At 59.7% G+C, this 15,263-nt stretch carries 15 protein-coding genes and 1 tRNA gene; 3 read left to right on the top strand and 13 right to left on the bottom strand.

All coding sequences use genetic code 11. The features are described 5' to 3' along the window. Positions 1-183: 183 nt before the first annotated feature. The 5 genes from G5V57_RS06890 to G5V57_RS06870 form a co-directional block, all read right to left on the bottom strand. Positions 184-537 carry a gamma-butyrobetaine hydroxylase-like domain-containing protein gene (locus tag G5V57_RS06890; protein ID WP_165166807.1) on the bottom strand — a complete coding sequence of 118 codons (354 nt, stop codon included), beginning with the start codon at positions 535-537 and terminating at the stop codon, positions 184-186. After that, positions 530-715 carry a Trm112 family protein gene (locus G5V57_RS06885; RefSeq protein WP_165166806.1) on the bottom strand — a complete coding sequence of 62 codons (186 nt, stop codon included), beginning with the start codon at positions 713-715 and terminating at the stop codon, positions 530-532. Before G5V57_RS06885 ends, G5V57_RS06890 begins: the two co-directional genes overlap by 8 nt. 8 nt (positions 716-723) lie before the next feature. Beyond that, positions 724-1,395 carry an LON peptidase substrate-binding domain-containing protein gene (locus tag G5V57_RS06880; RefSeq protein WP_165166805.1) on the bottom strand — a complete coding sequence of 224 codons (672 nt, stop codon included), beginning with the start codon at positions 1,393-1,395 and terminating at the stop codon, positions 724-726. A gap of 6 nt (positions 1,396-1,401) precedes the next feature. Then, entirely contained in the window at positions 1,402-2,331 is a 930-nt protein-coding gene (trxA, locus tag G5V57_RS06875) for a thioredoxin (protein ID WP_165166804.1), read from the bottom strand. A gap of 138 nt (positions 2,332-2,469) precedes the next feature. After that, positions 2,470-2,967 (bottom strand): prolyl-tRNA synthetase associated domain-containing protein, encoded by a 498-nt coding sequence (locus tag G5V57_RS06870; protein WP_165166803.1) that lies wholly within the window; start codon positions 2,965-2,967, stop codon positions 2,470-2,472. A gap of 115 nt (positions 2,968-3,082) precedes the next feature. Here G5V57_RS06870 and G5V57_RS06865 point away from each other — a divergent pair. Further along, positions 3,083-3,157: transfer RNA gene (locus tag G5V57_RS06865), tRNA-Gly, on the top strand. Between the two features lie 403 nt (positions 3,158-3,560). On the opposite strand, the gene G5V57_RS06855 is transcribed toward G5V57_RS06865, so the two are convergent. The 4 genes from G5V57_RS06855 to G5V57_RS06840 form a co-directional block, all read right to left on the bottom strand. Continuing rightward, positions 3,561-4,427 carry a PfkB family carbohydrate kinase gene (locus G5V57_RS06855; protein ID WP_256378642.1) on the bottom strand — a complete coding sequence of 289 codons (867 nt, stop codon included), beginning with the start codon at positions 4,425-4,427 and terminating at the stop codon, positions 3,561-3,563. After that, positions 4,420-5,400, bottom strand: a complete 981-nt coding sequence (locus G5V57_RS06850; RefSeq protein WP_165166801.1) for a sugar phosphate isomerase/epimerase family protein — start codon at positions 5,398-5,400, stop codon at positions 4,420-4,422. The genes G5V57_RS06855 and G5V57_RS06850 overlap by 8 nt, the downstream gene beginning before the upstream one ends. A gap of 232 nt (positions 5,401-5,632) precedes the next feature. After that, complete coding sequence (locus G5V57_RS06845; protein ID WP_256378681.1) at positions 5,633-6,025, bottom strand: MFS transporter; 393 nt, start codon at positions 6,023-6,025, stop codon at positions 5,633-5,635. Between the two features lie 150 nt (positions 6,026-6,175). Then, complete coding sequence (locus G5V57_RS06840) at positions 6,176-6,523, bottom strand: hypothetical protein (protein WP_165166799.1); 348 nt, start codon at positions 6,521-6,523, stop codon at positions 6,176-6,178. A gap of 434 nt (positions 6,524-6,957) precedes the next feature. Here G5V57_RS06840 and G5V57_RS06835 point away from each other — a divergent pair, with 434 nt between their 5' ends. Further along, complete coding sequence (locus G5V57_RS06835) at positions 6,958-10,278, top strand: adenylate/guanylate cyclase domain-containing protein (protein WP_165166798.1); 3,321 nt, start codon at positions 6,958-6,960, stop codon at positions 10,276-10,278. Positions 10,279-11,172: 894 nt separating this feature from the next. Here G5V57_RS06835 and G5V57_RS06830 read toward each other — a convergent pair. The 3 genes from G5V57_RS06830 to G5V57_RS06820 all read right to left on the bottom strand — a co-directional run bounded on the left by G5V57_RS06830 (position 11,173) and on the right by G5V57_RS06820 (position 13,041). Next, positions 11,173-11,409, bottom strand: a complete 237-nt coding sequence (locus G5V57_RS06830) for a hypothetical protein (protein WP_165166796.1) — start codon at positions 11,407-11,409, stop codon at positions 11,173-11,175. 333 nt (positions 11,410-11,742) lie between these two features. Then, complete coding sequence (locus G5V57_RS06825; RefSeq protein ID WP_165166794.1) at positions 11,743-12,216, bottom strand: hypothetical protein; 474 nt, start codon at positions 12,214-12,216, stop codon at positions 11,743-11,745. Between the two features lie 294 nt (positions 12,217-12,510). Further along, a complete protein-coding gene (locus G5V57_RS06820) occupies positions 12,511-13,041 on the bottom strand; it encodes an Hsp20/alpha crystallin family protein (protein WP_246737562.1) in 531 nt (176 codons plus the stop codon). A 510-nt stretch (positions 13,042-13,551) separates the two neighbouring features. Between G5V57_RS06820 and G5V57_RS06815 the strand changes: the two genes are divergently transcribed. Next, positions 13,552-13,845 (top strand): hypothetical protein, encoded by a 294-nt coding sequence (locus G5V57_RS06815; RefSeq protein WP_165166792.1) that lies wholly within the window; start codon positions 13,552-13,554, stop codon positions 13,843-13,845. Between the two features lie 637 nt (positions 13,846-14,482). Here G5V57_RS06815 and G5V57_RS06810 read toward each other — a convergent pair. Next, positions 14,483-14,917 carry a hypothetical protein gene (locus G5V57_RS06810; RefSeq protein ID WP_165166790.1) on the bottom strand — a complete coding sequence of 145 codons (435 nt, stop codon included), beginning with the start codon at positions 14,915-14,917 and terminating at the stop codon, positions 14,483-14,485. Between the last annotated feature and the right edge of the window lie 346 nt (positions 14,918-15,263).

Here is a 15,263-nt window from a genome sequence, read left to right as displayed (position 1 = left end):
GCGCAAAATCAAAGGATGGTCCCGCGCCAAGAAGGAATCGTTGATCCGGGGAGACTGGAAGCTGATTCAGATTCTGGCGAAACAGCGCAGCGGCAAGGACAGAGCTTCATCCTGACGGACCCTTCGAGGCTCCCCCGGCGCAAGGCCGGGATCGCACCTCAGGGTGAGGTACTTCAAGAGCCGCTATCTCGTCAGCTTCTCAGCGGCGAGCTTCTCGAGATAAGCGGCCCAGCGGGTTTTCTCGTCGCGGCCGAGCTCGCGCAGATAGTCCCATGTGTAAAGACCAGTGTCGTGCCGGTCGTCGAAGACGATGCGCAGCGCATAATGGCCGACGGGCGAAAGCCTGACGATGCGCACATTCTTTTTGCCGGCGACGGTGACTTCCTGACCGGGGCCGTGGCCCTTCACTTCGGCGCTCGGACTCTCGACGCGCAGATATTCGGCCGCGAGCGCATAGATCTCCTCAGGGCCGTATTGGATTTCGAGGGTGCGGCCGTGATCCTTGAGACGGATCTCTTCCGGCGGCTCGCTATTCATTTTCGCCGAGCTCACGGGCCTCGTCCGCCAGCATGATGGGGATGCCATCGCGGATCGGATAAGCGACACGGGCGGCGCGGGAAATGAGCTCCTGCGTCTCGCGGTTATATTCGAGGCGCGTCTTGGTCATCGGGCAGACCAGAATTTCGAGCAGCTTGGGATCGGTTTGCCGGCTCATCTCGTCCCTCACTGCAGGCTCGAGCGCGAGCCCGAGCCCTGGCGCGCCAGCGCCATCTCGGTGAGGGCGATCAGCACGTCGGCGCGCGACTTGAGATCCTTCGCCTCGAGCAGCGCCTGCTTGTCGCACGGCGCATGCGGGGCCAGCACGGCCAGCGTGTTGACCAGCGCCTCGGTGGAGGCGGCCCTGACCTGGTCCCAGTCGGCGCTCATGTCGTTGGCCGCCAGATATTCGCGGAAAACCTTGAGGAGGGAGCTTCTGTCGACATCCTCCTCGTCCTCGGGTGCCGAGAGATCGCCGGCGAAGGCGGAGAAATCCGGCTCGATTTGGCGATAGGGCTTGTCGGAGGCGACTTCCCTGCCGATGGCGAAGCGGCAGACACCCGACAGCGTGATCAGGATGCGCCCGTCCAGCGTCTCGGCGAAGGAGGTGATGCGCCCGGCGCAGCCGACCTGCTTCAAGGTCGGGCTGCCGGTCAGATCGGCCTCGTCGTCATCGGGCTGGATCATGCCGATGAGACGGTCGCCGGCGAGGGCATCGGACACCATGGCGAGATAGCGCGGCTCGAAGATGTTGAGCGGCAGCTCGGCATGCGGCAGCAGCAGCGCGCCCGGCAGCGGGAACACTTTCAGGACGCGCGGCAGGTCGTCAGGCGAATGATACTGGTCGAGAAAACCCATGGCCCATCAAGAGAACAGAATAGAGGACAATTTGCGGCGGCCCTGCAGCGTGAACTCGTCCTTGGGGCCCCAGGCCTCGAAGAACTTGACCAGCTGCTTGCGCGCCGCCTCTTCGTTCCAGTCGCGTTTGCGGCGCACGATATGGAGAAGATGGTCGAGCGCCTCCTGCTTCTTGCCGGCGGCATTGAGCGCCACCGCCAGATCGAAGCGCGACGGGTGATCGTCGGCATTAGCCTCGACGACGCGGGTGAGATTGGCGATCTCGCCGTGATCGACCGGCGTCTCGGCAAGCTCGAGTGCCGCCTTGGCGCTCACCACTTCCGGATCGTTCGCCTTGGCCGGCGGGACCAGAGCGAGGGTCGCCTTGGCCTGCTCGAGATCGCCCGAGGCGATCTGGCATTTGGCGAGGCCGGCAATGGCGCCGGCATGCTCGCGGTCGGCGCCCAGCACCTGGGCGAAGATCTGCGCCGCCTCGGCGAGGTTGTTCTGGGCCAGCGCCTCGCGCCCGGCCGTGACCGCGGCTTCGATCTCCTCGGCCATGCCGCCCTGGCTGCCGAGCCGGTCGATGAACTGCTTGATCTGGCTTTCGGGAAGCGCCCCCATGAAACCGTCGACCGGCTGGCCGTCGACGAAGGCGAAGACGGCGGGGATCGACTGGACGCGCATCTGGGCGGCGAGCTGCTGATTCTCGTCGACATTGACCTTGACCATGCGGACCTTGCCGTTGGCCTGCTTCACCAGCTTCTCGAGCATGGGGCCGAGCTGTTTGCAGGGGCCGCACCAGGGGGCCCAGAAATCGACGATGACCGGCACCTTGCGCGAGGTCTCGACCACATCCGCCATGAAGGTGCGGGTGTCGGAATCCTTGATCAGCGCGCCCGCGGGCGGGGCGCCGGCGCCATTGGACTTGCCGGGGACGGGCGGGAAGATTTCCATGAAACGGCCTTTCGGAGCGGGATTTTCAGCCCCTTAGATGGCGGATCGGCGGAGCGATTGCAACCCGGCCGGTTCCAGCGCGTGATCAGGAGAAGCGGGTGCCGGTTTTCCGTCCGGTCAGGCGCCAGCGTAAAGTTCTTACGGGGCGGCGAGCGCGACAATCCGGGGCTCATGCCCGCAGGAGCGGATGAAGGCGAGGAGGTCCCCGGCGGCAATGGTGGTCGTCGCGTCATTGCTGAGCGGGTGATAATTGAGCAGGTTTTCCCGCATCATGCGCTCCTCGAGGATGACGGTGATGCGGTTGCCCGTATCGTTGATGAGGCCGAAGGGGGTGACGGAGCCGGGCTCCACCCCCAACAGCTCCATCAGAAGCTCCGGCTTGCCGAAAGTGAGCCGTTTCGATCCGATCTTGGCCGGGGCCGCCTTGAGGTCGATCCGGGCATCCTCCAGGCAGACGATCAGCCAGACGGCGCCCTTCTCGTCTTTCAGGAACAAATTCTTGCAATGGCCGCCGGGAATCGTCCCGCGCAGGTCGCGGGCCTGGTCCACGGTGAAGGCGGGCGCGTGCTCCCGGGTCTCAGTTTCGATGCCGAGTTGCGAGAATCGGGCCATCAGATCGGCGCGGCTGGCAGGCATTTTCACCTTCTCAATGAAGCTTTTACGATCAATGCGAGGTTCCTATTGCATTTGCGCGAGTCATAGGCAATAAGACGCCCGCGCCGGGAACTTAGACCCTGGCGCCTTACCTAATGCGGGCGTAGCTCAGGGGTAGAGCACAACCTTGCCAAGGTTGGGGTCGAGGGTTCGAATCCCTTCGCCCGCTCCAGTTTCCGATGGTCTATACCGGAGACATGGGTCACGGATTATTCCTGAGACATAGGTAACACTTTTGGCCCGAACGGACTTTCCAGTCGTTCCATCCGGCCTCACCTACTTGATGCCGACCTTCGGTCCGGCGAAGATCTGACTGAGATTGATCTTGCGGCGGTTGAAGCAGATGCGCCCGCACGCGTGACCGTGATCGTCTTGTCGATCCGAGCCGGGCAGTCGGCCAGCCGACTGCATCGTAGTTCGGTGTCCCTACCGTAGCCCTGGCCGAAGCCGTCGATGCCGAGGGGTCAGTCGAGGATGTCGCACGGAAATTCGAGGTTCCGGTCTATTTCGTCCGTGACACGGTGCAATTTGAAGAAGGCCTTGCCGAGCTCTATCACAGCGCAGAACCGCGCCGATCAGCTAACACCATCTGCGCAAGACACGAACCGGGCCGCTGAAATATTGGCCTCGGAAACAGCGTCTGCCAACTCAACACCTTGTGCGATCCGAGCGGCAACGACCCCGCAGAAGAAATCGCCGGCGCCATGCGTCGAAACGGGCTTTACTTTCACGGCGGCGATGAGGTCGGGTTTGCCCCTATGCGCGCACAGAGCGCAGCCAAGGTTGCCAGCGGTTACAACCGAGTTGCAGCCATAGGATGATAGCGCTTGAGCCGCCCGCGCTGCATCGCTGAGCGAAGCAATGGCGATTCCGGTCGCATCGGTCGCCTCGACACGATTGGCGACGATCAGGTCGACATTGTGCAGCAACTCGTCAGAAAGGGGGAGAAAGGGCGCTGTGTTGTAGATAACAAAGGTGTTGTCGCGCTTGCACGCGCGCGCCGCATCGAGCGTGACCAAAGAGGAGATCTCGTTCTGGATGAGCAGGACGCGTACCGAGAGATTTTCATACTGGGAGGGCTGGATGCTTTGGTTCGCGCCGGAGACGACGACGGCACTATAATTGCCGCTGGCATCTTCCATGGCGACACTCATTCCCGATCCGGCCATTGGAACGATGCTCACACGCGAGCGGTCCACCTGGGCCGCATCCAGATTGGCCAAAAGCCGGCTGCCGAAATCGTCATTGCCGACGCAGCCCACAAAGGCTGTTCTGGCGCCGGCGCGCGCGGCTGCGACCGCCTGGTTGCCGCCCTTGCCGCCGCATTTGAAATGCCATGACTGGCCAAGGACAGTCTCATCGAGCGCTGGAAGCCGCGGCGACTTGGTCATGATGTCGAGATGCAGTGATCCGACAACGGCGACATCGAAATGGTCAACCATAGAGGGCCCGATTGACGATGCGCCGCGCCCCGACGGCGTCCTGTCTGGCAATGGCGGCCTCTAGCTCGGTGTCGGCAACGAGCCGCTTCACGACGCTTTGCATGGCATTCACGGCCTCGATATTGGCGGTGCATTCGGCCACCGGATCAAGGCCGCTGGCATCGGGAAAAGTATCGAAATAGATAGCGCTCGAATATCCCAGCTTAGCCACGACATGCAGCAGCTCGATCGTCTCGAAGACATGGACGGATCCCGCCATCAGTCCGTCGTCGCGTTTACCATAGCCGTCATTGAGGTGGATGCCGAGCAGCTTCGAATGACGCGCCGCGAGCGTTGCCGCGAATGCCGGCATCTCATCGGCATAGAGAAGGTGGGCAAAATCGAGCGTTATGCCGAGATTTTTTGCGGCGATTTCCCCGACCAGCAGCAAGGTCGTGCCGATGTCTGGCATCAGAGCAAAGGCACGCGGTTCGTTCGGCTTGTATTCGATCGATATGTTGACGGCAGAATCATGGGCACAGACTTCGCGGATCGCCGCCACTTCCATCTCCCACGCTCGGGCATAGTCGATTTGAAAGGCGTAGTCGAAGCCATCCTGACCCATCCACAAAGTCATGAGGTCGCCGCCCGCTTCCCGCATCGCGTCGATTCCGCGCTTCGTCAGATCGATAGCCTTGCGCCGGACCGCAGGATCCGGATTGGTGAAGGCACCGACCTTGAACGCCGGCTCGGTGTAATAACGCATGGCGAAACCGTTGAGCGAAAGTCCCAGGTCTGCCAGCCGAGTGCCAAATTCCCTCGCACTTATTCCTTCGAGATGATCAGGAAAATTAAGGTCGACGGCACCGAGGCCTGGAACCGTCGCAGCGCGTGTGACAAGGTCTAGCGCCGTCACCCGGTTCTTGTGCGGCCAGTAGCTGGCGGCCCCAGATTTGAAAGAATTCAGCCGGGCGGCGAATTTGGTATCGGGCAACTGTACCTCACTGGCGGAAGGTCGGTTATTATATAAGTCCTAAGGGTAGCATTGATCGGCGCAACGCACAGGCTTTTCGGCATCGGCAGCCTGGCTCATGAGCAAGCAATTGCTCGGCATCCTTTCTGGCGGCATCGAGAATGGCTTTGATGCAATCGGTTTCGCCCCTGCGGAGGAAATGGTCCCTCCTGTCAGCCGATGTCTCTGGCCAGCGCGGTGGCAGCGCCAAACCTCAGCCGACCCTCACCGCATGGCTGCGCCGCCGCCATTTCGACCAGACCAGCAGCCAACCTATCAGCGCCAGGTTCACCAGGTTCCACAGCAGCCCGTGCAGGAAGGCGAGCCGGTAGGACTGCGTGGCGTCGTAGATAAAGCCGGCCGCCAGCCCGCCGCAGGCCATGCCGAGCACCGTCGCGGTGAGGACCAGGCTGATGCGCGCGCCGGCTTCCCTGGTCGGCAGGAACTGCCGGATGATCACCGCATACCTCGGCACGATGCCGCCCTGGAACAGTCCGAACAGGCCCGCGATCACCCAGGGCGAGGACAGGCTGTCGAAGAACAGATAGAGCAGCAGCGCCACCGCCTGCATCGCTGAGCCGATCAGCATCATCGGCCCGGCGCCGATGCGGCCAGAGCTGACGCGGCTTTCACGATATGACGGTCAAGATGCGGGAATTCGGTTGTGATACTTCGCTCTCATTAGAGCTTGTCGGCTACCTCATTCCAGATTTACGGAGCACCTTTTCGATGGGGCCAAGGCATAATCAATGGACAGCTAATCGACAATGATCGACACAGCTTGGTACGGCTCCAGATAAAAAACCTTATCGTCTATTTGGTCGATCCGCGTAGTGCAGGACTCTTTCTGCTTTCCGAACTTGTCGCAAAGGTTGTTGCCTTTGATCCGCCAAGTTCCGGCCACTTCGGGCTTTCCGTCCATGTTGGATGTTGCAGTTCCGTCAGCGTTATACTTTGTGACGCCACTAACCTTGTATTTTTCTGCCTTCCATTTGAGCGTATGCCCGATGAGCTTTTCTTTGATTTGATCGCCGGTTAAATCAGCCGCCGATGCCGCTGAGGTCGAAATAATGAGAGATAGACTGGCACAAATTAAGAAGCGCATGGATTCCCTCCCGTTGCCCCGGATCTTCTGTCAGGGCAGATGCTGGCGCGAAAACCGTCAACAGGCAATACCCATGCAGCAACTCATGCCACAACACTCTGTCGCCCAACGGCTACTCCAAATCGATGAGGGCAGCGTGATGCGATCGCCAGCAGGCCCTGCAATCTGGCCAGCGTCCGCTTAGGGTCATTCGCTACCGAGGTCGAGCAGCAGCTAGTCCAGTCGTGAATACTTTCCTCAAACCTGGTAGGCTACCGGGAGTGCGATGGACTGCAGAGGAAAAGCAGTGGCGATAGAAAAGCCGACCTGCCCGCCACACTGGCCGTCAACAGTCTTCTATATAGGCAGGCGCCTCAACTGGACATTTCATCAAAATGCCTGTCAATATCGCGATAGTTTGCCTTTGATACTTCTGAGGGATCATACTTCGAAAGATGTTGGCCCTGCCTGAACTCGAGGCACTTGGTCTTGACCGGTATGCCGAGCTCTTCGTGGCGCACGGCATCGACATCGATGTGCTCGCCGACCTCACTGACAGCGATCTCGAGAAGCTTGGCCTGGCGATTGGAGATCGCCGTCGGATTTTGAAGGCCGCCCAAAAACTGCAACGCGTTGCTGCACCGGCCGTATCAACACCTTCCCCGGCTCGAGAGGCTGAGCGCCGGCAGCTTACCGTGATGTTTGTGGATCTTGTGGGTTCGACGGCCTTGTCAGAGCGGCTTGACCCTGAGGAGATGCGCGACGTCCTGAGAGCCTACCAGAATACTGTGACCGGCGAGATCAGCCGGCTGGAGGGGTTCACCGCCAAGCTGATGGGCGATGGTGTGCTCGCCTACTTTGGATGGCCCAGAACGCATGAGGACGAGGCCGAACGCGCAGTTCGAGCAGGGCTCGCCGTGGTGGGAATGGTCAGCAGGCTGCCAAATGCCGCAGGCCTGCCCTTGGCTGCCCGCGTCGGCGTTGCTACGGGTTTGGTCGTCGTCGGCGATCTCATAGGGGAGGGAGCAGCGCAGGAACAGGCGGTGGTGGGGGATACGCCGAATCTTGCAGCGCGACTACAAGCCTTGGCTGAGCCTGGCATGGTTGTCATTGCCGATGCCACCCGGCGGTTACTAGGCGATCTATTTGAAATGCGTGAGCTGGAGGCGCTGAACCTAAAAGGTATCCGGGAGAGCGTGTCTGCCTTCGTGGTTCTCCGTGAACGGACGTTGGAAAGTCGGTTCGCCGCTCGCCAGTCAGGTCGGGTGGCGCCTATCGTCGGCCGCGACCAGGAACTTGGCCAGCTACTGGAGCGCTGGCGGCAGGCGACAAACAATGAAGGTCAGGCGATCCTCCTCACGGGTGAAGCGGGCATCGGGAAGTCGCGCATCAGCGAGGCTGTCGTAGAAGCAGTAGCGAGCGAACCGCACTTCCTGATCCGTTACCAGTGCTCGCCATATCACACCGATTCCACGCTCTATCCGGTGATCCAGCAACTCACCCACGCCGCGCGATTTTCAGCGGATGACAAGGTCGAGCGTCGGCTCGAAAAACTCGAGGCGTTGCTTGCTGAGGCCGGCGGGAGTGGCGTGGCCGCCGCGCCCCTGCTTGCGGAGCTTCTCGGTCTCGACGGGACACTACGGTATGGAGCGTTGAACCTCACTCCACAGCAGCGTCGCAGCCAAACGCTGGCCGCCCTTATTGATCAACTCTCCGGATTGGCCGGTCGCAAGCCGGTGTTTTGGTTGATCGAAGACGCGCACTGGGTCGATCCAACCACGCTCGAACTGGTCGAACTGGCGCTCGACCGTGTGCAAAGCACGAAAGTTCTTCTCCTCATCACCGCCAGACCGACATTTGTGGCCGGCTTTGCCAGCCATCCGGTAGTTACGCGTCTCGCGCTCAACCGGCTTGCGCGCGCCGCGACGCAGGCGATTGTCGCTCGCATAACCCAAGGCAAGCGCTTGCCCGATACATTGTTGGATGAGATCTCTGCCAAGACAGACGGTGTTCCGCTCTTCGTCGAGGAAATGACCAAAGCGGTCGTCGAATCTGGCGCCTTGCGCGAAACTGCTGATGCCTATCATCTCGACGGCCCGTTGAGCGCGCTTGCCGTGCCGGCCACGCTGCATGACTCGCTGATGGCGCGCCTTGATCGCCTGCACGGTGTCAAGGAAGTGGCGCAGATCGCTTCTGTCATCGGTCGCACTTTTGATCACGCAACGATCGTTGAACTGGCAGCGCTGCCGGAAAGCCAGCTGACCGATGCATTGCAGCAATTGCTGGCGGCCGAATTGGTTTTCCGCCGTGGCTTGCCACCGGACGCAACTTACCTCTTCAAACATGCATTGGTGCGCGACGCCGCCTATGAAAGCTTGCTCAAGGCCAAGCGCATTGCGCTCCACGCCCGACTGCTTGGCGTGCTGGAGCGTCGGAGTGACTCGGCCCCCGAAATACGAGCACAGCACGCGGAAGCAGCGGGTCTTGTTGAGCGGGCTTTGGATCTGTGGGAGGAGGCAGGCAAGAGAGCCATTGCCCGGCCGGCCTACAAGGAAGCGATCGCAAGCCTTGAGAATGGCGTCCGCCTATGCAGTGTCTTGGGCGACGACCTTCGGTGGAAGAGGCGCGAGCAGGGTTTCCACGTGCAGATCGGTCAGGCGCTGATCGCGAGCCAGGGCTACCAGGCATCGGCGACGCTGCGTGCTTTCGAGTGTGCGATGGTGTTGGCCGATGAGATAGGCGATGTGTCATTACAACTGCCGGCAATATACGGGAAATGGGTCGCCCCGTATGTCGCCGGCACGGGTTCGGAGGAACTCGCTCAGCGTTACGCCGCACTCGCCGACACTCTGCCCGAGACCGGGCCGCGCCTTGTCGGTCTGCGCATGCTCGGTCTTGAGGCCTTCCATAAAGGAAAATTCAGAGAGTCGCTCGCGCTAATGACGGAGGCCTATGACGGCTACGATCCGGTTGTGCATCGCGATCTGGCGTTTCGTTTTGGCCACGATCCACGCGCCGCAACCGCCAACTATCAAGCCTGGAATCTTTGGCACCTGGGTTTTCCCGACCAGGCCGTATGCAAGGTCGAAGGGGGCCTGCGCTGGGCACGCGAGATCAATCACACCAACACGACTGCTTTGATTTTGTGTTATGGGGCCAACATCGTGCACATCTGGCTACGTCGGCCGGACCGAGTGGAAAGCGGAGCTCGCGAAGCGCTGCGGCTCGCCGAAGACAACTCCATGGCACTTTACTATGCCTTTGGACTGCCCCAGCTCGGCTGGGCCCTCTCGCAGCAGGGGAAGGCGCCTGGCCTCGACGAGATCGAGCTCGGCCTGCGCGAGGCGAGCCGCATCAATGCCGGCCGGCTCAATCCCCTCCATTTTAGCCTCGCCGCAGATGCCTACGCTCGTGCTGGCATGCATGACCAATCACGTGAGTATATCGGCAAAGCATTTTCATTCCTGGCTCGGAACGGCGATCTTGCTTTCGCTGCTGAGCTTCATCGCATGCGTGCAATGCTCCTGTTGCGTGCTGAAAGAAGTGCGCACGGGGCTGCCGAGACAGACCTGCGCCGTGCACTTGAAGTCGCGCAACAGCAAGAGGCGTTATCGCTGGAACTACGTGCCGCGCGAGACCTCGCATTTCTGTTGGCAGAGCGTGGTGAAAAGCAGCAGGCAACCGATCGCCTGGCGCCCGTCTATGGCAAATTTACTGAGGGCTTTGACACGCCGGACCTCAAGGAAGCCAAGGCATTGCTGGACGCGATCCGCTAGTGTCCCGAATCCGAAGTTCGCCACGGCCAGCGGGACCTTCCGAGCGAACTTCGGATTCGGAAGGACACTAGAAAACCTGATGATTCTAGTGTGCTCTTGAACGCGAAGTTCCTGTCGGTGCAAGCCGCCTGATATCAGGAACTTCGCGTTCAGCACACTAGATCACGATGAGTTTGGATTGAGTCAATCCAAACCCATAAACGTGATCGATTCCTATATGTTAGCGCGGGATTCTTGCGAAAAACCGGTGCCCACTTTTTCGCATCCCGCGCTAGGGATCCTTGAACCTCCGCTCTTTGGTGCGGCCCATTTGAAGTTAGACAGGAAATGCGCTCTCGGAGTAATCGCCCGGAGCTGCCTGCAGACGATGACTTTCCCGCTACCAAGTGCCCAGATTTAACTTAATCTCCAGCCATTGCACCGTGCGTCCGCGATAGAACTGATATGCTAGGCGCCAAACCGATATCGGCTCGCGGTCATTTTTGACCTAACCGAGCCACAGTGTTCGCCAGTTGATGTCCGCTTTGCCCCAGTAGCAACCGGTGTGCTTGGCGCGGGTCGTTTCCTCGAGCGCAGCCGGCATAGACGGTCATCTGGGTTTTCATGCCGTCGCCTAGGACGGTGGCCCGCCAGGGACTGGGCATAGCGAAGTGATCGCCTGGCGGGCCTTGGGGCTACCTGCCGGAGGGCAGGCAAGAGGCAACGGAGCGCCACATCGATTGTTCCTCGCGTTGCTTTGGAGCTTTCCCAGCGCGGTGTGTATGACGCTTCTGATTATCATCATTCACCCGCGGCTAGACGCGCGCGAGCGGTGCGTCCGTGGTCGTCGCACCTCGCACCGACTCGCGCACCTCCGCTTCATGGCACCGCCATCACGGAGCCGGTTTGCGGCTCTCAAACGGGTCGGCCATGATCGGGCGCGCCGCCGTTGTTGCCACGGCCATCGGGCGCGCCGCTGCCGGGTACTGGTGTTGGCGTTCCACCGCCTTCGCCGCCGCCGCCACCGCCGCCGCTGTCACCGCCAGACCCACGACCATCGGGGACGCCACCGCCAGGCCCGCGGCCATCGGGTGCGCCGCCGCTGTTGACGCCGCTGTCACCGCCAGGCCCACGGCCATCGGCGAGAATCACCGGCGATGCTGGATTGCCTGCTGTTGCAGCGCTTGCGCCGGACGACGGTGCGAATGACTGTTTCGAAAACGCCTGACTTGTTGCCATTAATGCCAATACAGCCACACCGGCGAGAATCGAGATTTTTTTTATTGCTCTCTCCACTGTCAGATTACTTTCTGACTCAGCGAGCCGTCCCGACAACCCAAGTATGTTCAACAATCGAAATTACGACAAGCAAGAATCATTCGTTAGGATTCGCAGAAAGAACAACTCAAATTGAAACAAAAAATGTCTCCGCTACGCAAAGGCTTGCCAGAGCGCTAAGGCCATTACCTCTAATCACCCGGCGCTCTATTCTTCCACCTGCAGCGACTCGAGATATTTCACAATTTCCATCACCCGCCGTTCGATCTTTCTCTCAGCGGCTTTGGCTGCATCGAGAGAAGTGCCATCCTCAAGTGCCTCATCCATCAACCAGTCGCCCCAGATCGGCATTTCTCGGGTGCCGTGGGATCCGGTCATCTTGAGTCCCAATATCCAGTCATATACGGCCTGTTTGTCGAATTTACCGTGAGCCCTTTGCTTGATGCGTGTAAGGTCAGGTGGAATTTTGGTGAGGTTCTTCGTCAGCGGACCATTTCCTCTAGCGTCCGCATTGTGGCATTCGGCGCAGAGGGCCTGGAAGTCATCGCGAGCGGTATTGGATCCCGCATGGGCTGTACCGATCGAGACCACAAGCACTGCGGCAAAAGTGGCACAGCCACATGCTCTGGTAGCGACCCTCATATTGTATATTTTCATCATGTTGGCGAGCATTGCTTGCATGGGGACTGCCTGCGCCTTCACCGCATTGGCATATTCCAGGCTTCGGCCTGTGCTTCAGTGATTGTAAGCCCGCTCTTGAGGACGGCAAGAAGGCGTGGTTGCCGCAATTATATGCGTCTGCTGGTCGTCCCCATCATGCTTTGATCCGGCATCCCGCTGATCTGAAGTCCCGTATAGCCCAAGGCAGCTTGAATGCGCATTATGGTCTTTGAAGGTTTTGTCGGGTCGGAGCGCGAGTCAATTGCGAAATGCTCGCGCTCCAGGCTGTCCGGGACGGTCTGCTATCACTGTCGATCAGGCTGCCTTCACCTCGATTTTCTTGGCTGGTTTCATTGCCTCGGCCTTCTTGGGTAGAATGACGGTCAGCACGCCATCCTTAAGCGTTGCCTCGATCTTTCCAGAGTCGACGCCCTCGGGAACACGGAAGTTCCGTTCAAAGGATCCATAACGCCGCTCCGACAAGTGGTTGCCGGTTTTTGTCTGTTCTCGGCTTTCCTTCTTTTCACCCTTGATCACCAAGAGATCGTTGGTGAGTTTTACTTCGAGGTTGTCGGCGTTCATGCCAGGCACTTCGGCAGTAACCTCATATGCCTTATCCTTATCGACGATGTCGACCGCAGGTGACGACCAAGAGGCCTCGAACCGAGCCCGTGGTTCAAAATCGAAGATCGAGTGGTGAAGGAACGGTCGCCAACCGCGGTCAAACTGATCGAAGATCTGATTGATTTCATGCTGCAGGCCCAGCAGTGGCCGCCATGGCGCTGCGTCTTGCCTTTGAGTCTCCTCCTTAGCGACAGGCAGTTTGGTGACTGTTTGCGTCATCATATCCCTCCATTCAATAAGGGGCTATCATTGCAATTATGCCATGTCTGTTTGATCGTTCCTTGATCTCGATCAAGCCGGCCCGAAATTTCGGTGGTCTAAATGTGGGAGGCCGCTAAATTTTGTAGAACTTTTCCCCGGTGCGAGCGGCGACGATCCGTCGATACAGGTAGCGTTCCCGAGTGGACGCCAATTGGCAACCCAACCGAGGATGAGGAAGCTCTCCTCGACAAGTCTCTTGAAAGGTGCCTCGTGCAAGATGCTTGCCTCCAGCTATGCGCAGGCACGCAATGAGCGTCACGAGCGAGTATCGCCCGATGCGAAATAACTCAATGAGTTCACGCTGAATTGCCAGGACCGTGACCCGAAGTATCCGACCATAGCTTCGCTAAGAGCCAGAGACGCACTCGTTGATGCGGCGTATCAGGGTGATGAACGATGATCCGCAGAGACTGTTGCGGAGCAAGCTATTTTGCATCTTGATAAGTCTCTTTCCGCGCGCAGCAGCAGGGTGTGGGCGCGTTTCCGCTGCCGTACCGCAAAGTCCGCGTAGAAATTGTGGTGCCCAAGAAACCTGGACGCGGCGCGATCACGACCGCGCCCGTACGCTTGGCGCGCCAGGGCCAGATATTTCCTGGCATCAGCGGCTCGGTCCCGCGCCAGTTCGACATGGACATCGCGGGCGCTCAGGAAATCTTTAGGGCCGAATCGCATAGCTTTCGCTTTCTCCATTCTTCTTCCAAGGCGCAGTTGGCGCGGCCGGTGTCGATGGCGTCCTCGATTCTCGAGTCAACGAGGAGGACCTGAGCAGGTAATTGCGTAAAATCGAGCCACATCGCGCGGCCACTCGGTTGAGCCTTCTTATGTTCTCGACGGCTTCGCGGATCCGCTCAATGTAGGCTCGCTCAACCAAAAATTCTTGTGGGCGGCCGCCAATACACTGCGATTTGATGCCAACGCCGTCTTCTATGGGCCTCTGCCCTTTGCCAATTGGTCGGTCTTTAACAGCCCGGTGGAGGAAAGATCAGCATCTACGCCAACAATTGAACGACGGAGAATGTCGCCGTTGCTTTTACCCCCAGGACGGGGGCCCCTCTCGTCTGCCGCGAAATCTAGATTGGCTTGATGCCGCACCCATGAGAGGTGGGGTAAATTCGATTTTGAACTTGAGCGGGGAAAACTCGAGCACTTGGAAGAGCTGGAACGTGGCGGCCTGCGGGTCGGTTATCGCCCTACGCCCGCTCGCGTCGCCCTTGCGGGCCCGCGGAGCACCTCAAGGCTGGCTATCATCTCCATCTGCCCTCGCCTTCGAAATCGCCGCCTACGGTGCATCCACATACTTGCGGAGGGCAAAGCCGGCGTCGCCTTCGCTAACAACTAGTCGCATCAATATGCCGTGTGGGGGCGGAATGAGTCCGCCCCCACCTCCAGGCGACGTCCCAACTCAACCATGGCCGACCGGGTCATCCTTCCCACGCCCGCGCCGGGCCATTTGAAGCAACGGATCGAAAGTCTTGATGCTGGCATGGCCAGCGGGATCGTCGGAGCCATGGCCACGTCCACCGCGGTCGTCACCGGCGGGGTCGTCAGCTCCACGCCCGCGCCGGGCCATTTGAAGCAACGGATCGAAAGTCTTGATGCTGGCATGGCCAGCGGGATCGTCGGAGCCATGGCCACGTCCACCGCGGTCGTCACCGGCGGGGTCGTCAGCTCCACGCCCGCGCCGAGCAATTTCAATCGCCACACCGTCGGTCGACTTGGTAGCCACGCTCTTGATGAGCGTGAGAGTACTCTGGTCGCTACCAGTGTGCGCTCCTGCCGGTATGATAAAAGTGGTGAGTGCTGCAACTGCGGCAAGTGTGAGAATGTTCCTTGTCATGGCCCTAGTCCTCTGCTCTGTGTTGCGCTGCGACTCCTCGTCCTTTCGACGCGCCGTAGCTGTCGCGAAGCTAGACAATGAGCCGGGACCAAAATAGTGTCCTAGGACTTCTCCGCCGATCCATGGGACCTATCGCGGTTCACGAACAGACGAACGTCTGACTAGCTATTTGGACCATGGTCGGACAACAATGTTGATCGCGTGTGGATCGAGTCGGACAAGCGCGGTAATGAATCACCGAGGATATCGAACTTGCGATTGGCCATGCATGTTGTGGTCGAAGGTGGCAAGCTAGTTCCATGTCATAGTTGGAGGTCACCATGGCGCTGTCCAAAATGCGGCAACC

This window comes from Nordella sp. HKS 07 (assembly GCF_011046735.1).
Classification (GTDB): Bacteria; Pseudomonadota; Alphaproteobacteria; order Rhizobiales; family Aestuariivirgaceae; genus Taklimakanibacter.
This window is presented reverse-complemented; position numbering and strand designations above follow the sequence as displayed.